The organism is Allobaculum stercoricanis DSM 13633 (genome assembly GCF_000384195.1).
Classification (GTDB): Bacteria; Bacillota_I; Bacilli_A; order Erysipelotrichales; family Erysipelotrichaceae; genus Allobaculum; species Allobaculum stercoricanis.
Window position 1 is genome coordinate 1,497,457 of record NZ_KB913034.1, and the last position, 21,458, is coordinate 1,518,914.

Below are 21,458 nucleotides of genomic sequence, written 5' to 3' on the forward strand. Positions count from 1 at the left end.
CCTTCAACATATAGACTTGAAATTGAAAGCAATCCAAAATCTATGACGGAAGATTTCCCTTCTTTTTTCCCAGTTCCACTTCCTCTTTTTCTTCAATCTTTGGTGATTGCCATTTTCATTTAATCTTTACAAAGATGCTTCTTTAACCTTCCATTTTGGGTTGGGATTTATGGTTTGCCCATCTAGAACTTTATTTTGATGTCTTTTTGTTTTCTGTTTCATTTAGTGAATCTTTGAATTGAATCTAAATTTTAATGCTCTGTCTTTGTCCTCAAATTCAATTTACAAAGACTAAAGATTTTGTTGAGTTTTCAATTATGGCAGATCTTGTCTATAATAAAACTGTTTTACATAAAGAAAGGTGGTCATTATGGAAACCCTTCTGGCTTTTGTGGTTCCGTTTTGTCTGTCCACCCTCTTGATTCCACTTGTCAAAAAAGTGTCGATCAAAACTGAGGCTTGGGCAAAACAAAATGAAAGAACCATCCACCATGGAATTATTTCTCGAATTGGTGGAATCGCAATTTTTATCGCATTTTCTGTTGGCCTGGCTTTATTCTTTAAAGCTGACCGTTCGATACTCGGTATTTATCTTGCCAGTTCATTGATGTTTTTAATTGGGCTGTGGGATGACTTTTTAGATTTACCTGCTAAGTTTAAATTTCTTCTCCAAGTAGGATGTGCCATGATCTTACTCGTCTTTGGCGTCAGAGTCGATACTTTACGTGTACTCGGTGTTCCGATTACCAATACTATGATCACTTCGATCTTTACCATTCTGTGGGTAGTCGGTATTACGAATGCGATTAACTTTTTAGACGGCTTAGATGGTCTATGCGGCGGGATGATTCTCGTTGTGCTCTCGGTTGTTTGTTCGATTTCAATTGTCGATCAACGAGGAGACATCGTCTTACTCTCTTTAATCATGATGGGCAGTATCCTTGGATTCTTGTTATACAACTCGCATCCGGCATCGATCTTCATGGGCGATTGTGGCTCGTTATTTTTGGGCTGTATGATCGCATCCATCTCTTTGCTTGGATTTAAGTCTTCAACAATGATGACATTGAGTTTTCCAATCTTGATTTTGATTTTACCCATTATCGATACGTTCTCGGCCATTTTACGTCGTAAGATTAAACATATTCCTTTCGACCAAGCCGATCGCTCTCACTTACATCACCAATTGATGGCTCGCTTTGGGCAAACAACAAGTGTCTTGATTATGTGTGCCATTACCTTTGGTTTTGGCATGAGTGCCTTCGTTTATATCCATGATCGCAGAATCGGCATGTTGTTGATGTTCATCTTAATGTTGGGCATTGAACTCTTTATTGAACGTACGGGAATGATTTCCCCTTCGTTCCATCCAATCCATTCACTTTTTAGAGGGATCTTTAAACCTTTTTTCAAAAACAGACCGGCTTGGTATGAAGAAGATGAAGAAGTCGATCAAGAAATCGCCAAGCTAGAAAACGAACTCAAAGAACAAGAACTGATCAAAGAGTTAGCACAAGACAAAGCCTCACATGAAATTGAACTTGCGGGCTATCAAGAAGGATTAAACAATAATCCTCACTTGTCTTTAGACGCGAATGATACACAAGCATCATTCGCAATGGATCGCACTCTAGAATATCCAAATACAACAGCTAATCCAGATAATGGTCCAGATCTTGATTCTTCTATTCCCAATGCGGAAAATGTCGCAGAATATTTAGCTTCTTTTACGATGACGCCGCAAGAACAAAGTGAATTGGAACAGTTTAAACAACGTCCAGCAAGTGAGTTCTTTAATCAATCTGCTTTCCAAGCAGACCCGACAACGATTCTTGAAAACATGCGTTTAAACCAAGATTCAAAACAAAACGCAAACTCGAATCAACAAATGCAAGAAAGCTCCAAGCAAGTTGCTTTTGTGCAAACAACAAAAAGTAATTCAGCTCAATCTGAATTCCAAGTCATCCAACCTCGACTCTTTGCATTTGATGCCGATGGTATTCTCGAAGAAGATCTTTATCATCATGATTCTTCTTCACAAATGCCGACTTCAACAAAGTCCGTAGACACCCATGACAAAATGGATCAAACAAAACAAAGCGATTCAACTTCACAAAACGATGTTGAAGAAGTCGTTTATCCTAGCGCCCTCTCAGCTTTTTCCTTAGCAGAATCTTCATTAGAAGATGAAGCGCAAGAAAGCAAATAATCAATCCGTTTTCTTCAAAACGAAATCAAAAAAAAGGTCTTCATCATCAGCAAGTGGATTCAATATCCTCGCTTTTATGAAGACCTTTTTCTATTGACTTATTGATTGTTGGATTGATTTTCCATTAAAACAAATTCATTATTTTTAATTCTTTCTTTTAATTCAAGAATTTTGGCATGGATCGCACGGATCGTTTTTGAAAACTCTTCATCCTCTTTTCCCGTCGGATCTGCCAATCCCCAATCTTCACGATATTCACAAGGCATCGTTGGACAACTTACATTGCAGCCCATTGTGATCACCATATCGACTTGGGGCAATTCGGATAACAACTTCGAATATTGTGTTTTTTCCATATCGATTTGATAAATCTCTTTCATCAAGCGAACAGCATCTTGATTGATCTGCGGTTTTGTTTCTGTGCCTGCCGAATAGCTTTCAAATGTATCTGCACAAAGATGTTGTCCGAGTGCTTGCGCAATTTGGCTACGACAAGAATTATGAACACAGACAAAAGCGACTTTTGGTTTTTTCATCAATGAACGCCTAACCTTTCTTTATTTCTAACTGACTCAACAATGCTTTTACTTCATTGACCGTCAATACTTTTCCATAAGAGAGCACTTGACCATTAACGACTAGAGCTGGTGTCGACATCACTCCATAACTTGCAATTTGCGCAAAATCGCGAATATGTTCAATTTCAAGATCGAGCTGAAGTTCTTCAACAGCTTGGTGGGTTGCTTTTTCTAATGCCGTACATCTTGCACACCCTGAACCTAATATTTGAATTCCTTGTTTTGGTTTGTTGACTTGCTCATTTTGCGTTTGTTCTGGCAAGCAAGTTTGATCACAACAACAAGATTTTGTTTTTAATTTTTGTCCAAATAATTTCATGTCTAATTTCTCCACTTAAATCAAGAACGCACTCAGCGCATTAAAGAGATAGCCAACAACAATAATGCCCACTGTACAAATCGTAATGAATACGCCTAATAGTTTTGGTTTTATTGCCTTTTTAAGCATGATGATCGAGGGCAAACTCAATGTCGTAACGGCCATCATAAAAGATAAAATTGTCCCGAGTTGCGCCCCTTTGGCAAGTAAAGCTTCCGCTACTGGAATCGTCCCAAAAATATCGGCATACATCGGAACACCGACAAGCGTAGCAAAGATTACTCCAAAGGGATTTTCACTTCCTAAAATCTTTTCAATCCAAGTTTCGGGAATCCAGTTATGAATCATTGCACCTAGGCCAACGCCGATCAAAATATAAGGAAATACTTTTTTAAACGTTTGGATCACTTGTTCTTTGGCATATTGAATTCTGTCTTGATAGGACAAGCTGACATATGCAATGTCTACATAACTTGCCTGTTTGATAAAATCTTCCACATGATCTTCTAGGTGCATGTGTTCAATAATCGTTCCGCCAATCACCGCAATGATCAAACCTACAATCACATAAACAACCGCCACTTTTGCCCCAAAAATACTCATGAGTAAAACAAGACTTCCTAAATCCACCATCGGAGAAGAAATCAAAAAAGAAAACGTGACACCTAATGGTAATCCGGCACTTGTAAAACCAATAAATAAGGGAATAGAAGAACACGAACAAAACGGCGTCACTGTTCCGAGTAATGCAGCTAGAATGTTCGCACCAATTCCATGAAATCGCCCTAAAATTTTACGCGAGCGCTCTGGGGGAAAATAGCTTTGAATATACGAGATCAAGAAAATTAAGACACATAATAAAATGGTGATTTTAATAACATCGTAGAGAAAAAATTGAACACTTCCCCCTAAACGTGTATTCATATCAAATCCAATCACCGATAATCCCTGTCCAATCCCATCATTTAACCACTTCATTCCTAAGATTTGATCTTGAATGAATTGCCATATTGATTGAATCATACTCAATTCAGATCCTCCTTTGTTCAATAGATCAACTTTTTTTGATGTGAAAACGCCAAATAAAAGTCACCTTTCGATGACTTTTATTTGCAGCATTTTGTTGGATGATCCTCATTTGGTGTAGTGAGCTCTAACAATCGTTTTGACGCATATTCACTGCCACTTTGACTCAAACTGTAATGCGTCCATTTCCCTTCTTGTCTAGCTTTTACAATGCCCGAATCACAAAGTATTTTCATGTGGTAGGATAGTGCGGATTGCTTAATATTCATCTTTTCAATAAGAGCACAAGCACATTTTTCTCCACTCTTTAAATCGTCTAAGATCGCCAATCTTTTTACGTCGCAAAGCGCCTTAAAAATCGCCGCATCTTTAGAAAAATCAGTCATGAAAACAGTCCTCACATCAAATTATTTTGATATATACAGTATAAACCCCATATATTGACTTGCAATCTTTTCAATCAAATATTCTTATTTACCTTTTACTCTTCTTCTTTTTCCATACAAAAGATGATTGATTGCCTATACAAACTGAAATCCTTTCCCCTACTTTAGGCAGAACACAATCTTTATGATGAGATGAATTACTCACGGCATATTATATTCAATTTCGTCATTCTTGGCAGATGAATTCATTTAAGATATGAGCAAGTTCCTTCGGATTATCTACATTCACTTCGTGCCCTGAATGATCAATCATGCAAAATTGAACATTCAGTATATTTTCAGAAATTTTAAGTGCCACTTTTTTATTCACATGATCTTGTTTTCCGCAAAGGATCAAAACAGGACAAGAAATCTTCTCAAGTTTATCTGTAAAATCAAGATCCATCATTGAATTTGTAAGAGACAGAAAATCCTTTTTCGTAAGACCTATGTTTTTAAATTGACTCTCTGGCATCAATCTAAAAACCACATTCTGCACTTTGAGTAGAAATTTCGGCATATCATACTGTGGTGCAATAAGAACCAACGATTTTATTCGCTCTGGAAACTCGATCGCATAGTTTAATACAAGAACTGCACCAAGAGAAAGACCACATAGATTCAGTGGCTCAGATCGTTGATTGCAATAATCGCAAAAACGAGAATATAAATTCTGGTAATCACAGCTTTCTTCTGTGAAAAAATCACTTAATTCCAAGCAGATGGGTTGAATACCGTTATTTAAACAAGCTATTGTTTTATCCCAACTCGAAGCATTTTGTCCCATCCCATGTACAAATATATATTTCATTGAATCAATCTCCAAAACACAGGGAATAGTTCCCATAACGTCATAATCCCTGTGGAAAAAAACATAATTCCAAAAATAACAGTAACGATTGAACTCACTTTTATCTTTTTTTGAAGAATAAAGACAGCCGGATGTTTCGGATCCACATAAATATTATACGTTTGGCCATTTCTCATCTTTTGCGTTAATAGTTTATAAGAAACTGTTTGCGCTGTCTGTTCTTTGTAGAGCGTTCCGTTATACATATATTCAAACACAGGAGCTTGGGTAGAAACACCATTTCCCCCATAATACGTGTTATAGCCGTGATAAATTCCAGCCACCTTATCTTTGCATCGAACTAAAGAATAGAAATCGTTCAACGCAGCCAAGATCACGACCACGCCCAATACGATGCAACCTAGAGGAAAGATCAATATTTCTCCATAAGGAACAACTAAAGAGATCATCGAGATCAATAGACATCCGCCAAAAAATATTAAAATAACCCCACTAACAAACGGCACAACTTTGTATCGTTTATTTTTGATGATAAAGAATACTGCAATTGCCAACAATATCGTCAGCACATATATAATGATCGTCATAATTACGTTTTTAATTCCCTTTCTTGTCGTTTCCAACCTCTCAATGATTTAGATGTCTTTTTTAGTTATTATTACATCTCGCACTCTTTTTTGAATATATCTAATCTCTGTTTTTTTACATTAGACAACTTGCATTTTTTACATTAGACAACTTGCATATGTTGTTATTCTTGAGATTGTTTTCATATAAACGTCGCTTTCAAAATCTTAAATTTTATTATTTTTTTGAAAGTGCATTTTAAAAAACATAATTAAAGATTTGCCAAGAATACACTTATTCGAAATCATAAGAGTTCTTTTTCATCACTGCATTGACCTTACTTCTGTTCTCTCATATTGACCGATTTTTCCCCATACTTGAGTAAAATGTGAGTTAGAGAAGGAAATGTGTTAGCTACGCATGAAATACTGAAAAGTTTGCTATCTTAATACAAAACACCAAATGAAGTTATGAACTCACATTAAATGTTGCGTTTAATTTGATAATCCACCTATTAAAAAATTTTATTTGAACATCACATTTAAACCAAGCAAATTTTCTGCAAGAATCATTTCAGTTTTAAACAAATTCACCATACAATCTTTCTGTAATTTAAAAGGCGAAGAACCTTGAATATCGAACGATTGATCGATATGAGTTCTTCGCCTGATTTTGTTTAGATGAAATGGGATTGATTCATCCTTAAAGTTCGCCCATGTCTTTTAAGACTTCAAGGTAACGTCCTAATGCATCTTGCCATGCTGGAAGTGGTGTGAATCCAGCTTGTTCTACTGCTGAAAGATCCATTCTAGAGTTTGTTGGACGTTTGCTTTCGCTTCGTATTGGTCAGATCCGACTGGAACGACTTTTACTTTCATGTTGGCTTGTTTGAAGATTTCTTTAGCAAAGTTGTACCAAGAAATATATTCGCCTGTATTGCTGACATGATATGTACCATATTTTTCAGTTTCGATCATATCGGCCGCTTAATTCATAGATTATCTATAGCGACTCATGTCTATTCACTTTAATAAATAATATTCATCATCTCGAAAATCATAAGACAAGCTTAGAACTGTTTTGATTCTATGATTGATCCCCTCTGTTTTGCCATTAAACAAGTAGAAATCTGTATAGCGAATCCATTCCAGTGTCTGAGGATTAAATTAGAGAACCATTTAAAATGTTTATTCTTTATCGCATTGCATATTTCTACAATATACGTAAGATGATTTTCCAGGCATACTAATAACTTTTATATGATGAATATATTTAATTGTTCATCATATACTAATTGCCTAGACATGGATTAAGATCAATTAAAAAACGTCTTTTATATAGGGTATAAATCATACACATTAGAGGAAACTTAATTTAATAAGTGTCATAAATCGTGAACAAATCGATTCAGTGCCTAGTACATGTGCTATTCCTATATCGGCATTCGTTATTTATTTCAACTCAAATTATCATCCAGCTTATAAGAACCTGCAATGGAGATTAATTTTACTTTATTAAACTTATCAAACGACTTTTACAATTATCTTTTTGCATCTTTTATTTATTGCCTCTTCTAACCAAGAAAAAAGCATATCGTAAACATCCTTTGTATCCTCATAATCAAATTTACGGGTTGCATATGATTTTAAATCATCCAAATATTCTGATATATTTGTTATCACCTCTATAGATTCATCTCCAAATGCTCCTTTGCATTGATGATAATCTCTCGTGAACCCTAACCATCCAGCACCTTCAAGGTCTGGATCTCGTAATATATCGTCCAAGTAGCCTTCCCACACATGTAATATTTCCATATCTTCTCTATCTGATTCAAATATTATTTCAGGCTCATCATCAAAATTCTCAAAGAATTTATAATTATCTTTTATCTTTCCAATGTCCATTGTCTAACTGCTCCTTTTGTCCCTTTGTTAGCGTTCCTTTTTTTCGAGCTATTATTGCATCTCTCCACTCTTTTTTTGAAATCCATTTGTTTTTTCCTACTAAAATCTCTTCTGTCTTTGGATGTGCGTTTTTTCCATATCCAACGCCTGCTTTTTTACGTTCGACAACCCACGAATCCCCTTGCCCAGCTGGAGCATTAGGAGTGGGTGTATGCCAGCGACTCGTATAGGAATAATCACCTTGTTTCCATGTATATTTTACTTGATCATATCCGTTTTTACGTTCCTCTTTGATCGTAGCAGAAGATGGAATTTTTATCGGAGAACCTTTAGGTAAATTCTTTTCAATATAATCCTTATGATTTTTCCGTGCACCGTAAGTATTTCCAAAACCTCCGTGAAAACCTGCACCCATTAAGCATCCACAGCCTTTCTGCTTTGCATAAATTCACTATCGAATTGCAATATTTCAATTCCCATTTCCTGATACGGAGCAAAAACTTCTTGCGGCATTGCACCATATACAATAAGAGCTGAAGGTTTCAAGCTTTCAATTACATAATTAAGTCCTCTTTGGAAATAAGCACGTTCTACAACTAGCTTCATACACCCATGCGAGCCTACTGCTATAACGCCATGTTTTGTTATTCCTGCACAAGATAGTTTATAAGTTCTTTTATCTCCAAAGCGAATATTTGGAATCACGGCCACCCCATTTTCTTGTAACCAATGAGCTATCGCTCTGCTTCGATAGATATTCCAATACTGCATTACCAAAGGCATGTCGCGATAAACACTAAAATCAGGGGATATGACTCCCTTAAATTTTTTGAGAATTGGAAGATAAACATGCGGTTTATTCCAAAGCCTTTCAAAGTTTGCGTCGTCTTCATAAAAATGTACCCATGCATCATACTCAGTACTTCGCAATGCTTTTGTAAATGAAATTACTTTGTTTGGTTTTTGCGTTTCCAATTTTAAACATGGAATTTCTAACAAACTATCATAGTTAGCATTTTTAATTAAAAATGCATGAAAAACATCTCTGCATCCGTTACGGGTGCTATTTATTCTTGACATAAATTATGCCTCCTCTTTTGCTGTTTTTTTCAATGTTTTTATATGGCTTTCTTGAAAAAATCTTCAGATGTGGCATAATTTCAATGTTTAGATTAGGATGATCACATCCGAAGAAATCGCATCTAATAAACTGTTCCCGCAATTTATTAGATGCATTTTTTAATTGATGGACTACTACAATCAATACCTACCACCCCCTTTCATAAAATCAATCACATTCCTCTATGCAAACTGCTGAAGCAATCTTAATTCATAATTGGTATAGTCTCTATGACCATAGGTTAGCCATTTCTGATAATAAGAATAAGCGTAGTCAGATGCCTCACGGCTGATATCAAAATGATTGTAGATTTCATATGGATTCTGAAGCTTGAGCTTATGAATAAGTACAGGTGGAGCAAGAGCGTACTTCGCAAAAAAATTAGCTTCAGCTTCTGCCAATTCACTTGCTTCTGAATGATCTAATACGATATGTCCGCATTCATGACAAATTGTATTATTGATACGTCTATACTCATTTTCGTCGTTATAAAAAATATACCAATGCCCTCCTTTCTTAACAGAAAATCCATCCTCACTTTCTTCCAGCATAAGTCTACGTGTCTCAATAGGTTTAGAAGAATATGGGACTACGATAACTCCAAGTTTTGTTGCAATTTCAAATCCACTGATTGGAATACATTGAATAGATAGTCTCTCAAAAAGATCGACGATAATCTCTTTGATTTCTTCGTATCGTTCTGCTGATAATCTATATATCAATATTGATCCTCCCCAAACAAAGCATTAATGAGAGCTCGTTTTTGCTCTACGGTTATATTTGCAGAATTTCTTGCTAACAATCGCTCAACCCTTGGATAATCAAAACCATCTTGTTCTATACCGAGTAGATAATCGGAGGTAGTGTGTAATGCTGTTGCGATATTAGCGACCACATTTGCCTTAGGCTCTCTATCTCCTGAAATATATCGAGATAGGGTAGCTTCAGTAGTGTTAATCCTTTTAGCAAGTTCCTTTTGGGTTGTACCTTGCCTTTGCAATAAACTCAATAACCTCTCTCCAAACTCCTTACTCATTGTCCTTCCTCCCTTTCGACGTTACAAGTTTATGTAACTTACCATAAGTATAATAATCATTACCGTTTGTATCAAGTTTCTTACCGATTTTTTTTCTGTAACCAAATCTAACATTTTAGAAAAAAGCGCACAAAAGCCCTGACGTTTTTGAAAAAATAAAATAGTAAAATTCTAGAAGGCTACTTGTGCCAGTTGTTCTGGCATGAGAGTTATCCCAAAATTTTCAAGCTTCTTTAAAGTTGATATCAACTTATTTTTGTGATTTTTCTTTTCAAAGTAATCTGATCCTAAATCTTCATATCTCTCATTCTTTTTGAGTAGTTGCCAAATGATTTGTAACATTGCATGTGCAACTGCAACAATAGCTCTTTTCCTTCCTCTATGTGAGGCAATCCGTTTATACATTTCTCCAAAGTAAGAATCTTTTTTCAACACAGCTGAGTGAGCACAGACAACTAAAGTACTTCTTAAGAGTTTATTCCCCTTGTTTGTTCTTCCATTCTTTCGTTTCCCAGCACTTTCATGATTTCCAGGACATAGTCCACCCCATGAACACAAAGCTCCGCTTGTCGGAAAGCGCGACATATCTGTTCCAATGATTGAAATGATCGTTTGTGCACTTGTATCTGAAATACCAGGGATGTCTTTGATTAAATCAACTGCGTTTTCTTCTTCTTCGTTTAGATGATTTGAAATGTCGTCATTAAGTTCTTTAATGTGCGCTTCAAGTTCTGAAATATGAGTTCGAATCACTTTGATCATCTTTGCCTGAATTGGGCTGATACAACCTTGCATATCTTTGATCAATTGTTTTTTAGGTGCTTTTAATCGTTTAGAAATTAACTTTTCTGCAAGAAGTCGTTCATAAGCTTCTTCGTCAAAAATTTCGCCAGAAACAATATAGTCAAGAAGAGCTTTTCCACTCTTACCATTAATATCGGATATTGTCCCAGATAGTTTGATATTCGCTCCTTCTAACATTTTCTGCAGTCGATTCTTTTCAGCACCTAAATCAACGATCAATGATTTTCTGTATCTGCATAGTTCGCGAAGTTCTCTTTGACGTCTATTTGGAATAAAACTCGGTTTAAGAAGTCCATTCATTAAGAGATCAGAAATCCATTCAGCATCTTTTACATCTGTTTTTCGCCCAGGAACTTGTTTCATGTGTTGAGCATTGACAACCATTGGGTTTAAATCATAGCCTTCAAGAATATTAAAAACAGGCTTCCAGTATGAAGCTGTACTTTCCATCGCTACAGCTTCGCATTGATTAGCTGTTAATCAATCCACAAGATCGAGAAGATCTTGTGTTGATGCACCAAAAGAACGAATTTCAGTAGATTGTTTCGTTCTCAAACAAGCAACCAAAATCTTTTTGTGAACATCGATACCACAACAAACCGCATATAGTCTTTCCATAATTACCTCCAAAAATAGAAAAGCGGCCGATCTTCTGCGAATTAATATTTTTTTCTACGTTCTCGAGCAGGGCGAATTATTCGTTCTGTTTCGAAACAGTCAGTGGTGCATACAGAAGATCTTCTATCAATTTTTTTTGCGAGATCAAATCTCAAAAAAGCAACGATCTCTTCCGCTAATTTCAGTATAGCAAGAGAAAAAAGACCGAGTGATCAAATTCACTCGGTTACATCAGGAGTGGTAGAGCCCGACTGTATGGTTATTTTTTTTGAAATTTTCGTACTTTAATTCAAACAAATAAATTTTATGAAATTCCAGATTTATTAACGTTTTGCTCAATAGAATTTTTACATATAAAAAAGCGAAGCATCTCGAATTTCGAAATATCGATCAATTCGAGTTCTTCGCCTTATTTTATTGTTTATTTTAGCGGGATATTTTAATCTCTCTGTGTTTCACAAATCCGATTCAATCTGATTCACCGATTGTCGGCCTTTCTTATTTCGTCAAGATGAATTTACTTGAAAGACTAAAGTTCGCCCATGTCTTTTAAGACTTCAAGGTAACGTCCTAATGCATCTTGCCATGCTGGAAGTGGTGTGAATCCAGCTTGTTCTACTGCTGAAAGATCCATTCTAGAGTTTGTTGGACGTTTTGCTTTTGCTTCGTATTGGTCAGATCCGACTGGAACGACTTTTACTTTCATGTTGGCTTGTTTGAAGATTTCTTTAGCAAAGTTGTACCAAGAAATATATTCGCCTGTATTGCTGACATGATATGTACCATATTTTTCAGTTTCGATCATATCGACAACAAGTCTTGCTAAGTCAACAGTGTATGTAGGTAATCCAATTTGGTCATCAACAACAGTTAAGCTGTCGCGAGTTTTTCCTAAACGAATCATTGTGCGGATGAAGTTTTGTCCACTTTTTCCAAATACCCAGGAAATACGTAAGATCCAATTTTTTTCGTTTTGCATCACATAGTCTTCACCTTCAGATTTTGTGATTCCATAAACGTTTAATGGATTTTTTTCATCATCGATTTTCCAAGGTTCAGTTCCTTGACCATCAAATACATAGTCTGTAGAAAAGTACATCAAAGGAATATCGAGCTGACGGCAAGTATCCGCAATATATTTTGTTCCTAATGCATTTACAGCTTCTACTGTTTCGAATAATTCAGGTTCTTCTGCTTTATCGACTGCTGTCCAAGCTGCGCAATGCACAACGACATCGTAGTTGCCACGAGAAATGACACGTTCAACTTCGTTGCGTTTTGTGATATCCATTTCTGCAACATCTACCCCTTCTGGGTTATAGCCGCGTTTTTTTGCTTCTAAGATTACGTCATTTCCTAATTGACCTTTAGCGCCGGTAATCAAAATTTTCATTTTGTGTGATCTCCTTGATAAAAGCCGGATTGCGATTTCAATCATCGTCATCTCCGGCTTATTGTTTACTTCGTTTGATGAGAATCCATTGACTATACGTTAAATTGCGGATTGATTTGATCTTCAATTCAACATCGCATCTCTTTGATGGAGCATATCAATGGAAAGAATAAGCCAGTTTTTCTTGCTTATTCTTCAACGCGGCCTTTGTCCACGTACATTTTCTGGAAGTAGTTTTGATAATCACCAGAGAGGATGTTTTTCCACCAGTCTTCGTTATCTAAATACCATTGAATTGTTTTGGCAATTCCTGTATCGAAGTTTTCTTCTGGCTTCCAGCCCAATTCGTTTTCAATTTTAGCAGGATCGATCGCATAACGACGGTCATGACCTTTACGGTCTTGAACATATGTGATTAAAGATTCTGGTTTATTTACCGCATTTAATACAGTTTTTACAACTTGTAAGTTAGAACGTTCGTTGTGTCCACCGATGTTGTAAGTTTCACCAACTTTACCGTGACGGATAATTAAGTCGATCGCTTTGCAGTGGTCTAAAACATATAACCAGTCACGAACGTTTGCACCATCACCATATACTGGTAATTTTTCGTCTGCTGTAGCTCGAGAAATCATTAATGGGATCAGTTTTTCTGGGAACTGATAAGGTCCATAGTTGTTGGAGCAGCAAGAGATCGTTACAGGTAATCCATAAGTTCTGTGGTATGCCTTCACGAATAAATCCGCAGCTGCTTTAGAAGAGGAATAAGGAGAGCTTGTGTGGATTGGAGTTTCTTCTGTGAAGAATAAGTCTGGACGATCTAATGGTAAATCTCCGTATACTTCATCTGTAGATACTTGGTGATAACGAGTTACCCCAAATTCACGAGATGCGTCTAATAAAGTTGTTGTTCCTAATACGTTTGTTTTAACGAAGATTTCTGGATCTTCAATGGAACGGTCAACGTGGCTTTCAGCCGCGAAGTTTACAACTACATCTGGTCTTTCTTTTTCGAAAAGATCGAAGATGAATTCACGATCAGCGATATCACCTTTAACGAATTTGTAGTTAGGTTCGTTTTCGGATTCCTTGCAGTTTTCAAGGTTTCCTGCATAAGTTAATTTATCCAAGTTAATGAACATATCTTCTGGATATTTTTTAACCATATAGTTGACGAAGTTGGCACCGATAAATCCAGCTCCACCTGTGACTAAAAATTTCATAGTTTTCCCTTTCTAAGGCACAAAGCATTTAGCTTGTGATCTTTTTTATTTTATTTTTTAAACTTTATTTTTCTTGATAAACGAAATGGTTATTAGATTGTTCTAATTCTGGAGCAATGCGATCTTTATCAGAAAGAACAGGTTCTAACCCTTCAAGAAGTGTTCCCCAATCCACATTGACTGTTGGATCGTCGTAGCGAATTGCTCCTTCAGATTCCTTGTTATAAACGTTATCGACTTTATAACGGAATTCTACATCAGGACTTAAAGTTAAAAAGCCGTGCGCAAATCCTTGAGGAATGAAGAATTGACGGTGGTTTTCCGCAGAGAGTTCACAAGATACCCATTGTCCATAAGTAGGTGAACCTTTACGAATATCAACCGCAACGTCAATGACACGTCCTTTTGTGCAGCTCACTAATTTCGATTGTGCATAAGGAGGGTTTTGCCAGTGTAAACCACGGATTGTTCCTTCTTGTGCAGAGAAAGACATATTGTCTTGAACGAAATCGACATCAATACCTAATTTTTCATATTTAGGTTTGGAATATGTTTCAGTAAAGTATCCACGATGATCGCCAAACACATCTGTTTCTACGATCAATACACCTGGAATTTTAGTTTCAATTACTTTCATGTTTAATTGTTCCTCTATTCGCTATGGATTCAGCGTTTGAAATTTCAAACGATCCAAAACGAGTTTGTATTTTAATCCATCAACAAAATTGATCCTAGTTGATTTTAGCAAGTTCTTCTTTTTGAAAAAAGGGATTCATCTTGTTTGATTTTAGACAATTTAACTTTTCTATTTTTGAAAAATGATTGCGCTTAATTTTTCAAAACTATCGACAATTGAATGATTGCTTGCGCTAAATCTGAAAAGAAATTTTGTCTATATTGTTTATTTATCGATATATTTACGATCGATCAATTTCTTTAAGTATGCACCATACTGATTCTTTTTATAGATTTCGTATGCGGCATTCATATCGTCAATCGTGATCCATCCTTGACGGAAGGCAATTTCTTCAAGGCAAGCGATTTTGCGGTGCTGATGTTCTTCGACTGTTTTAACGAAGTTCGTCGCATCCACTAATGATTCATGCGTTCCAGTATCTAACCAAGTAAATCCATCACCCAATACCGTTACATTTAATGTTCCATTTTCTAAATAAATACGGTTTAAGTCAGTGATCTCTAATTCCCCACGAGCAGATGGTTTTAAAGATTTTGCGTATTCTACGACTTTGTTGTCGTAGAAGTATAAACCAGTCACTGCATAGTTTGATTTTGGGTTTGCTGGTTTTTCTTCTAAAGATACAGCTTTACCATTCGCATCGAATTCCACAACACCAAAACGTTCTGGATCTTCAACATAATAACCAAATACAGTTGCTCCCTGTTTGCGGTTTGCAGCTTCTACTAAACGTTTAGCAAGTCCATGACCATGGAAAATGTTATCTCCTAAAATCATCGCTACAGAATCATTGCCAATAAAGTTTTCTTCATCTGCAAGTAAGAAGGCTTGTGCAAGTCCATCTGGAGAAGGTTGAACTTTATAAGAAAGTTCTAAACCGAACTGATGACCATCGCCAAGTAATTCTTCAAAACGAGGTGTATCTTCTGGAGTAGAAATAATCATGATCTCACGAATTCCAGCTTCCATTAAAATGGACATTGGATAGTAGATCATTGGTTTATCGAAAACAGGTAAAAGCTGTTTACTCGTCACTTTAGTGAGTGGATACAAACGGGTTCCGGATCCTCCGGCAAGGATAATTCCTTTCATATTATTAGGTCTCCTTTATTATCTTCCTTATTTTATCGACAAATCATGGTAAAAGAAACAAATTGTCAAATGCTTTAAGTCAACGCTGAGTTAGAGGATTAGATTTTGGCTATTTATGCAAAATGTACGAATTTTCAACAAATTGAAACTTTTTCAGATACCGCTTTCTCATTTCGTTGACTTTTAATATCTTCATGTGATAACTACACGTTATTTTGTCTTGCCGATCTTGTTTTAATTCTTTGATCTATTTGATGCATTGCCCGAATCATTTGCATGCGCCATTTAATTTGTTGGCCAAGTGATGCATGCTGCAAAGAAGAAGCATTATTTCCATGTCTTCGATAGCGCACGAGCTGTTGTTGGACAAACTCCACCTTGCCAAGCTTATACGCAATCAATCCTAAATATTGATCATGCATCGGTAAAGGTTGCACAAAAGGCAAAGCAAGATCAACCACTTCTTTTTTAAGAGCCATACAACATCCGATAAAGGAATTGCGCACGATATTCTTTACATAGCCTTCTTGCGAGTGATGAAAGGCAAAGAAAGAGGGCTCAATAGAATTCAAATTCGCATCGCAAATCAATGCATCATGAACGACAGCCATTAAGTTTGGATCGTTTTGAAAACGTTCTTTGATCACTTCAAGTTTGTTGTCCAGCCATTGATCATCTTGGTCGCAAAGAAAGATGATCTCTTTACTCGCCTGCTTTAATCCATTCTCAAAGTTTTTAATAAGCCCTTGTTTCGGTCCTTCTAAAATCTTGATGTCTAAACTTGGATGTTCTTGTTGTATTGCTTGGCAAATCGATAACGTTTGGTCCGCTGAAGGATCTATTGAAATAATCAATTCATCTTGCTTGCCCATCTGCGCGACAATTGAATCGATTTGTTCTTGAATGTATTGTTCCCCTTGATAAGCCGCCAAGACAATCGAAGCAGATATAGGTGGATTTTGTTTTGAATTGGACATACAAATTTTCCTCTTTGACTTTTCGTTTTTAGATCGTGATCCCAGTTCGATCTATCCTTCGAACCTGATTTTTTTATTGTTTATTTTCATCTTGTTGTTCTTGTTGATCCAAACTAGTTGGTCCTTCATGCACATCATGATGACAATGTGAACAAAACGTTTCCTGTTTTAAAACCAGCCTTTTACAATACGGACAAATCTTATACTCTCCCGTTTGCATTTTTTCTTCTATACCCTTCATTTTATACGTATAAAAAAGTTGCCAGACTAAAACGCCAATCATGAAAAGGTCATAGAGAATCCATATTTTCCCAAAACAAATCGGCATCAAAATGTTTAAAGCTATAACAGCAGGAACAAACCATAACGTTCTTCTAAATTTGCCTTTGTAGTTCATTCGATGATACAACAGTGCTTGATCTTTTCGCATAGATGCCTGTGGATCATCTTTTTCTTTTTCAATCACTAGTGGACAGATTTGGTGTAGTAAATTTGCGATTTCTTTTTGGCGTAATTCGTTGTCTGGTGATCCATCACTATGCAAAAAGAATGTTTCCCCATTTGAAAAGACAAACTGGATTTGTTCATGGCGAACAAAAGGCGGTTCGTGTAAATAATATATTTTTTCAATTCCGTGTCTAGGTATCATATATCCATCGATCACAACCCAATTTTTGCTCATCAAAACATAGAAATCACGACTTAGACTTTTATGCTCAAAATTGACCTTCTCAAAATATTCCCCTTGTAACGCTGCTTTAAGTTCTTGTTTCGATTGAGTCTTGTTCAATACAACAGCGCAATGATAAGGCAAACAGATATATTTCCATAATGGATAGAGACTCGTTAGGGTGATAATCCAAAAGATTGCTGTGAGCAACACATATGTTCTTCGCGAATCTCGAATCGTCAAAATCGTTCCACCAACCGCAATCCATAAACAAATGCCCCATAGTAGGACAAGACAGACTTTTTTTAACGGATAAAGTCGCAACCATTCAATTCTCGATAGACAGTTGATTTGTACGCCTTGACCTTGTTTACGAGCGCAATAATTGGCGATCGATTGTGTCAGATACTTTCTCGTATAGATCGGCAAATTTACGATCAAAAACAAAGCAACAAAAACAAGAATAATCACCATATGTTCATCTACTCCTTTCTTTATCACTGTCATCGAAAGACATGGCAATGTTTTTTGACCAGCATTTTATTGCTGTTATGATCATTCTATTCTTTTTTAATTCAAGCACTTCTTACATTATATTATGAAACATTCCACTTCTATTTATTCATTCAATACGGACAAGCATCTCTTTTTGAGAATTGGAAGACTTGCTCTTTGCAATATCAATTCTCTCTATATAAAGAGATGGTGAAAATCCAGTTGAATTGGGATCGGTAAAGTGATTTCTGATATATAGTGGGAAATAACCAACTATTTCAAATTAAATATTCGTGCATAGCATTTCATTCTTCGTGCAACCGGCATACAATATAATCATCAACAGAGAGGAGTTGATCATATGGCTGGAAATACTACAAACATCAGTATTCGCATGGATGCAGATTTGAAGGCGCAAGCAGACGTATTATTTGGTGAACTTGGTATGAACCTGACTACGGCATTTAACATCTTTGTACGCCAATCTCTTCGTGAAGGCGGTATCCCCTTTGAAATAAAGCTAGGACAACCAAACAAAGAAACTGTCTCCGCTATGCTAGAAGCAGAAAGGATTGCAAAAGATCCATCTGTAAAAGGTTATAATGATCTTGATGAGTTGTTTGCCGAACTGAAGAGATGAAAAACACTAAATATACCGTAAAGTTCACGAATAGTTTTAAAAAAGACTACAAAAGAGCCATAAAACGCGGTTTAAAGATCGAGTTACTAGAACAAATTGTAGCGTTGCTCGCAGCAGGAAAGCCTCTGCCATATCAAAACCATGACCATGACCTCTGTGGCGATTGGGCAGGTTATCGAGAATGTCATATCCTATCCGACTGGTTACTTATCTATCGGTTAGAAGATGATGTTCTCGTTTTGACACTCACCCGCACTGGCTCACACAGTGACTTATTTGGCAAATAAATTGTCCGTTTCTGCATGATATAAATGATACATCCTTAAAAGACACAGTAAAATCTATAGCATTGTCCTAATTGGGTTATAAATGGCTCACCATTTATAACCCATTTTTTTGTTCAATCGATCTACAGAATCTATAGATTCACAAATTCGGATAGATTATAGATTATCTAAGTTCATTGAATTTGAAATCGGCATATCTTCTTCGTTTGTTCTAGATTTTAATTCCTTCATCCTTTAAAAAAGTGCCATGAATCAACAAGATGTCTTTCAAATTGTTTAACGCCCAACAAAAGAAAACAAAGTCGTTTTCAAATCTAAGCCAAAGGTCAAAAACATGCCTTGTGGCCATGTCGTCAGCAGCATCCAAGTTAGTGAAAATAAATTTTTATTTTCAATTGCGTTTGCTCGTTTGACATACAGATCTTTCACTTGTTGGGTTTGCGCTTTTTGTTGATCGGAGCCTTTTTGGTCCATGATATAGGCTAACGCTTGTTTTTGTTTTGCTTCTAGTTTTGCCGCTTTTAAACGATCGGCATAATCATGTCTTCTTGTCATGCCAAGCGTATTGTGTTCATGTTGGCGATAACCCATAAGAGGTTGATCCAAATAATATAAGCCGCCATTCACGGCACCAAGAATAGAAATTGCCCAATCATGCGGTAAAGACAGTATATCGTTATCTTCTTGATTCGCCATTTTTGCTTGTTGGTGGATTAAATCGAGATATTCTTGGGCGATCTCTTTTTTTAAAGCGATCGTACAGCCCGGCGCAAAGTTATAACGCAAAATATCTTGCACAAACATTTCATTGAGTTGGCCAGGATTAACCGAACGATGAATCAAGTTATGATTGGCGCGATTGTTCATCAATTCATCCTGGACCTGTTCTCCTTCTTTATCCACTAAATCAAACGAACAAGCGAGAACTTGAAGTTTTGAATCTTCCACAAATTGTTCTGTCATCACTTTTGTTTTTTGGGGATACCAAAGATCATCATGATCGCAAAGGAAGATCAAATCACTACTCGAATGGAAAAGAGCGTCTTGGAACGTTTGAATAAAACCTTGGTTTTGTTCATGCTGAAATATTTTCCAATTTTCTAATTGATGGTCGGCAATAAATCGATTTAATCGTTGAACTGTATCATTTGTGGACGCATCATCGACAATAATCACTTCATCAAAAGGACGAAGTTGATTCACTAAAGTTTCGAGTTGTTGTTCTAAATAGGCATTGGAATTATAGGTTGTCAATGCACAACCAATCGTCATCGTATTCATAACTACTCCTCTCTTCTTCTGTTCATCTTTAAGGAAACAGCCGGCTATTTTTGCCGGCTGGAATAAATCGTTTCTAAACGAGAATAGAATGCTTGTAAAGACAGTTTTTCTTCAAATAATGTTCTAGCGTTCATGCGCATGCGTTCTTGGGTTTTAACATCTTGAACGAGATGAAGCACTTTAGTAATATCCGCTTCAATCTGATGACGATCTAAATTGATTCCACAATTTTGTTGTTCAATCCAAGTATGTAAATCGCCTTGTAATGTATTAAGAATGGGTAATCCAGCTTCTAGATAATCGATGGATTTCATCGATAACCCAATGCAGACACTCGATTTCATCATGTTCAATCCAAAATGGCATTGTCTAAAAATGTCTTGTTTTTGTTTAGCATCATAGACTAGTCCATGGTCAATGACATGAACAAATGGTTTTAAAGTATCCATCATTTCTTGTTTCTTCGCCCCATTGGCAATGACATGAAAATCAATTTTGATCTTTTGGGAGAGTTGTTCTAAAAACTCTTTCATGTAAGCCAAATCGATGATGTTATTGGCAGATCCCAAATAACAAAGGGATAAAGTCGGCTTTTCTTGCGTTCTTAATTCTGGCTGTAGTGATACATCAACTTGTTCATCATTCCCTTTTCTTGACCAATATAAAACGTTTGAATCCAAACCGATTTGTTTTTGCAAAACATCATGGAAAAGTTGGCATTCTACAAAAACATGATTTGCTCTTGATAAATGGTGATTTCTCAAGTTTTTCCAATACCAAGAAAAAGGCGTGTATTCGAATCCTGGGATTGGAAGAGATTCTGGCCAAAGATCGTTGATATCAAAAATCAGTTCTACTTGCGGATGATCTTTTTTATAGCGATCCATCTGCTTTGCTAAACTATTGGCTGGCACGAGGCAATGAATTCGTTGTGGTTGGATTTGTTCCACCACTTGGCGCGCTAATTTCGCAAATTCAATATGTCCATAAATACGTTGCCAAGATAGATTTTTCGAATAGCGGCGATGGTGCAAATACATGACACCGTCTTCTTTTTGTTCAATGATCTTTTTATGGCTATGCGAAAAATCAGGGGTCAAAATTAATGTCGATTCTCCATGTTGGGCATAGAAATCGGCAAGGATATGACCTCTGGCTAAATAAGTATCCGATATACAAATGATGACTGTATGGATATTTTGATTCAAATTACTCATTGCTTGCATAGACTAACCTCGCAGTTGTAAATAAAATAGGCAGCCAACAAACAAGCTGATAAAGAT

At 36.3% G+C, this 21,458-nt stretch carries 24 protein-coding genes and 1 pseudogene; 3 read left to right on the forward strand and 22 right to left on the reverse strand.

The annotated features are described in order from the left end of the window. Positions 1-370 precede the first annotated feature (370 nt). A complete protein-coding gene (locus ALLST_RS11345) occupies positions 371-2,209 on the forward strand; it encodes an MraY family glycosyltransferase (RefSeq protein WP_019893399.1) in 1,839 nt (612 codons plus the stop codon). Positions 2,210-2,307: 98 nt separating this feature from the next. Here ALLST_RS11345 and ALLST_RS0106880 read toward each other — a convergent pair whose 3' ends face one another. The 20 genes and pseudogenes from ALLST_RS0106880 to ALLST_RS10415 all read right to left on the reverse strand — a co-directional run bounded on the left by ALLST_RS0106880 (position 2,308) and on the right by ALLST_RS10415 (position 17,946). Continuing rightward, entirely contained in the window at positions 2,308-2,745 is a 438-nt protein-coding gene (locus ALLST_RS0106880) for an arsenate reductase ArsC (RefSeq protein WP_019893400.1), read from the reverse strand. 10 nt (positions 2,746-2,755) lie between these two features. Then, the gene (locus tag ALLST_RS0106885; protein ID WP_019893401.1) at positions 2,756-3,106 is read right to left on the reverse strand and encodes a thioredoxin family protein; all 351 of its coding nucleotides are present in this window, start codon (positions 3,104-3,106) and stop codon (positions 2,756-2,758) included. Between the two features lie 15 nt (positions 3,107-3,121). Then, positions 3,122-4,129, reverse strand: coding sequence for a permease (locus ALLST_RS0106890; protein ID WP_019893402.1), 1,008 nt, complete (start codon positions 4,127-4,129; stop codon positions 3,122-3,124). A gap of 83 nt (positions 4,130-4,212) precedes the next feature. Then, on the reverse strand, positions 4,213-4,518 hold the full coding sequence (locus ALLST_RS0106895; RefSeq protein WP_019893403.1) for an ArsR/SmtB family transcription factor: 306 nt from the start codon (positions 4,516-4,518) through the stop codon (positions 4,213-4,215). 226 nt (positions 4,519-4,744) lie between these two features. Next, positions 4,745-5,368, reverse strand: a complete 624-nt coding sequence (locus ALLST_RS0106900; RefSeq protein ID WP_019893404.1) for an alpha/beta fold hydrolase — start codon at positions 5,366-5,368, stop codon at positions 4,745-4,747. After that, complete coding sequence (locus ALLST_RS0106905; protein ID WP_019893405.1) at positions 5,365-5,955, reverse strand: hypothetical protein; 591 nt, start codon at positions 5,953-5,955, stop codon at positions 5,365-5,367. Before ALLST_RS0106905 ends, ALLST_RS0106900 begins: the two co-directional genes overlap by 4 nt. A 768-nt stretch (positions 5,956-6,723) precedes the next feature. Next, positions 6,724-6,912: a sugar nucleotide-binding protein gene (locus ALLST_RS0106915; RefSeq protein WP_026472835.1), complete on the reverse strand. Its 189-nt coding sequence runs from the start codon at positions 6,910-6,912 to the stop codon at positions 6,724-6,726. A 45-nt stretch (positions 6,913-6,957) separates the two neighbouring features. Further along, a complete protein-coding gene (locus ALLST_RS11830) occupies positions 6,958-7,056 on the reverse strand; it encodes a hypothetical protein (RefSeq protein ID WP_169336057.1) in 99 nt (32 codons plus the stop codon). A gap of 402 nt (positions 7,057-7,458) precedes the next feature. Continuing rightward, complete coding sequence (locus ALLST_RS0106920; RefSeq protein ID WP_019893407.1) at positions 7,459-7,842, reverse strand: hypothetical protein; 384 nt, start codon at positions 7,840-7,842, stop codon at positions 7,459-7,461. After that, a complete protein-coding gene (locus ALLST_RS0106925; RefSeq protein ID WP_019893408.1) occupies positions 7,817-8,257 on the reverse strand; it encodes a hypothetical protein in 441 nt (146 codons plus the stop codon). Before ALLST_RS0106925 ends, ALLST_RS0106920 begins: the two co-directional genes overlap by 26 nt. Further along, on the reverse strand, positions 8,257-8,922 hold the full coding sequence (locus ALLST_RS0106930; protein ID WP_019893409.1) for a DUF4417 domain-containing protein: 666 nt from the start codon (positions 8,920-8,922) through the stop codon (positions 8,257-8,259). The genes ALLST_RS0106925 and ALLST_RS0106930 overlap by 1 nt, the downstream gene beginning before the upstream one ends. A 222-nt stretch (positions 8,923-9,144) precedes the next feature. Beyond that, the gene (locus ALLST_RS0106940; RefSeq protein ID WP_019893411.1) at positions 9,145-9,684 is read right to left on the reverse strand and encodes an ImmA/IrrE family metallo-endopeptidase; all 540 of its coding nucleotides are present in this window, start codon (positions 9,682-9,684) and stop codon (positions 9,145-9,147) included. After that, positions 9,681-9,998 (reverse strand): helix-turn-helix domain-containing protein, encoded by a 318-nt coding sequence (locus tag ALLST_RS0106945; RefSeq protein ID WP_019893412.1) that lies wholly within the window; start codon positions 9,996-9,998, stop codon positions 9,681-9,683. Before ALLST_RS0106945 ends, ALLST_RS0106940 begins: the two co-directional genes overlap by 4 nt. A 171-nt stretch (positions 9,999-10,169) precedes the next feature. After that, positions 10,170-11,420, reverse strand: a pseudogene (locus tag ALLST_RS10845) (IS110 family RNA-guided transposase). A gap of 529 nt (positions 11,421-11,949) precedes the next feature. After that, positions 11,950-12,813, reverse strand: coding sequence for a dTDP-4-dehydrorhamnose reductase (gene rfbD, locus ALLST_RS0106955; RefSeq protein ID WP_019893415.1), 864 nt, complete (start codon positions 12,811-12,813; stop codon positions 11,950-11,952). 188 nt (positions 12,814-13,001) lie between these two features. Next, positions 13,002-14,036 (reverse strand): dTDP-glucose 4,6-dehydratase, encoded by a 1,035-nt coding sequence (gene rfbB / locus ALLST_RS0106960; RefSeq protein WP_019893416.1) that lies wholly within the window; start codon positions 14,034-14,036, stop codon positions 13,002-13,004. A gap of 64 nt (positions 14,037-14,100) precedes the next feature. After that, entirely contained in the window at positions 14,101-14,673 is a 573-nt protein-coding gene (gene rfbC, locus ALLST_RS0106965) for a dTDP-4-dehydrorhamnose 3,5-epimerase (protein WP_019893417.1), read from the reverse strand. Between the two features lie 264 nt (positions 14,674-14,937). After that, positions 14,938-15,825 (reverse strand): glucose-1-phosphate thymidylyltransferase RfbA, encoded by an 888-nt coding sequence (gene rfbA / locus ALLST_RS0106970; RefSeq protein WP_019893418.1) that lies wholly within the window; start codon positions 15,823-15,825, stop codon positions 14,938-14,940. Positions 15,826-16,028: 203 nt separating this feature from the next. After that, positions 16,029-16,802, reverse strand: a complete 774-nt coding sequence (locus ALLST_RS10410; protein WP_019893419.1) for a glycosyltransferase family 2 protein — start codon at positions 16,800-16,802, stop codon at positions 16,029-16,031. A gap of 73 nt (positions 16,803-16,875) precedes the next feature. Beyond that, a complete protein-coding gene (locus ALLST_RS10415) occupies positions 16,876-17,946 on the reverse strand; it encodes a hypothetical protein (protein ID WP_019893420.1) in 1,071 nt (356 codons plus the stop codon). A gap of 382 nt (positions 17,947-18,328) precedes the next feature. On the opposite strand from ALLST_RS10415, the gene ALLST_RS0106985 reads away from it, so the two are divergent. Both ALLST_RS0106985 and ALLST_RS0106990 read left to right on the forward strand, forming a co-directional pair. Next, on the forward strand, positions 18,329-18,607 hold the full coding sequence (locus ALLST_RS0106985) for a type II toxin-antitoxin system RelB/DinJ family antitoxin (RefSeq protein WP_019893421.1): 279 nt from the start codon (positions 18,329-18,331) through the stop codon (positions 18,605-18,607). Continuing rightward, entirely contained in the window at positions 18,604-18,894 is a 291-nt protein-coding gene (locus tag ALLST_RS0106990) for a type II toxin-antitoxin system YafQ family toxin (RefSeq protein WP_019893422.1), read from the forward strand. Before ALLST_RS0106985 ends, ALLST_RS0106990 begins: the two co-directional genes overlap by 4 nt. Positions 18,895-19,170: 276 nt before the next feature. Here ALLST_RS0106990 and ALLST_RS0106995 read toward each other — a convergent pair whose 3' ends face one another. After that, positions 19,171-20,175: a glycosyltransferase gene (locus tag ALLST_RS0106995; protein WP_019893423.1), complete on the reverse strand. Its 1,005-nt coding sequence runs from the start codon at positions 20,173-20,175 to the stop codon at positions 19,171-19,173. 44 nt (positions 20,176-20,219) lie between these two features. Continuing rightward, positions 20,220-21,401 (reverse strand): glycosyltransferase family protein, encoded by a 1,182-nt coding sequence (locus ALLST_RS0107000; protein ID WP_019893424.1) that lies wholly within the window; start codon positions 21,399-21,401, stop codon positions 20,220-20,222. Positions 21,402-21,458 lie beyond the last annotated feature (57 nt).

Coding starts and splice junctions, on each gene's coding strand:
- ALLST_RS0106890 (WP_019893402.1), bottom strand. CDS start 4,129: ATGATTCAATCAATATGGCAATTCATTCAAGATCAAATCTTAGGAATG.
- ALLST_RS11345 (WP_019893399.1), top strand. CDS start 371: ATGGAAACCCTTCTGGCTTTTGTGGTTCCGTTTTGTCTGTCCACCCTC.
- ALLST_RS10410 (WP_019893419.1), bottom strand. CDS start 16,802: ATGTCCAATTCAAAACAAAATCCACCTATATCTGCTTCGATTGTCTTG.
- ALLST_RS0106885 (WP_019893401.1), bottom strand. CDS start 3,106: ATGAAATTATTTGGACAAAAATTAAAAACAAAATCTTGTTGTTGTGAT.
- ALLST_RS0106945 (WP_019893412.1), bottom strand. CDS start 9,998: ATGAGTAAGGAGTTTGGAGAGAGGTTATTGAGTTTATTGCAAAGGCAA.
- ALLST_RS0107000 (WP_019893424.1), bottom strand. CDS start 21,401: ATGCAAGCAATGAGTAATTTGAATCAAAATATCCATACAGTCATCATT.
- ALLST_RS0106930 (WP_019893409.1), bottom strand. CDS start 8,922: ATGTCAAGAATAAATAGCACCCGTAACGGATGCAGAGATGTTTTTCAT.
- rfbC (WP_019893417.1), bottom strand. CDS start 14,673: ATGAAAGTAATTGAAACTAAAATTCCAGGTGTATTGATCGTAGAAACA.
- rfbB (WP_019893416.1), bottom strand. CDS start 14,036: ATGAAATTTTTAGTCACAGGTGGAGCTGGATTTATCGGTGCCAACTTC.
- rfbA (WP_019893418.1), bottom strand. CDS start 15,825: ATGAAAGGAATTATCCTTGCCGGAGGATCCGGAACCCGTTTGTATCCA.
- ALLST_RS0106990 (WP_019893422.1), top strand. CDS start 18,604: ATGAAAAACACTAAATATACCGTAAAGTTCACGAATAGTTTTAAAAAA.
- ALLST_RS0106900 (WP_019893404.1), bottom strand. CDS start 5,368: ATGAAATATATATTTGTACATGGGATGGGACAAAATGCTTCGAGTTGG.
- rfbD (WP_019893415.1), bottom strand. CDS start 12,813: ATGAAAATTTTGATTACCGGCGCTAAAGGTCAATTAGGAAATGACGTA.
- ALLST_RS0106920 (WP_019893407.1), bottom strand. CDS start 7,842: ATGGACATTGGAAAGATAAAAGATAATTATAAATTCTTTGAGAATTTT.
- ALLST_RS10415 (WP_019893420.1), bottom strand. CDS start 17,946: ATGGTGATTATTCTTGTTTTTGTTGCTTTGTTTTTGATCGTAAATTTG.
- ALLST_RS0106895 (WP_019893403.1), bottom strand. CDS start 4,518: ATGACTGATTTTTCTAAAGATGCGGCGATTTTTAAGGCGCTTTGCGAC.
- ALLST_RS0106985 (WP_019893421.1), top strand. CDS start 18,329: ATGGCTGGAAATACTACAAACATCAGTATTCGCATGGATGCAGATTTG.
- ALLST_RS0106905 (WP_019893405.1), bottom strand. CDS start 5,955: ATGACGATCATTATATATGTGCTGACGATATTGTTGGCAATTGCAGTA.
- ALLST_RS0106915 (WP_026472835.1), bottom strand. CDS start 6,912: ATGATCGAAACTGAAAAATATGGTACATATCATGTCAGCAATACAGGC.
- ALLST_RS0106880 (WP_019893400.1), bottom strand. CDS start 2,745: ATGAAAAAACCAAAAGTCGCTTTTGTCTGTGTTCATAATTCTTGTCGT.
- ALLST_RS0106925 (WP_019893408.1), bottom strand. CDS start 8,257: ATGGGTGCAGGTTTTCACGGAGGTTTTGGAAATACTTACGGTGCACGG.
- ALLST_RS0106995 (WP_019893423.1), bottom strand. CDS start 20,175: ATGAATACGATGACGATTGGTTGTGCATTGACAACCTATAATTCCAAT.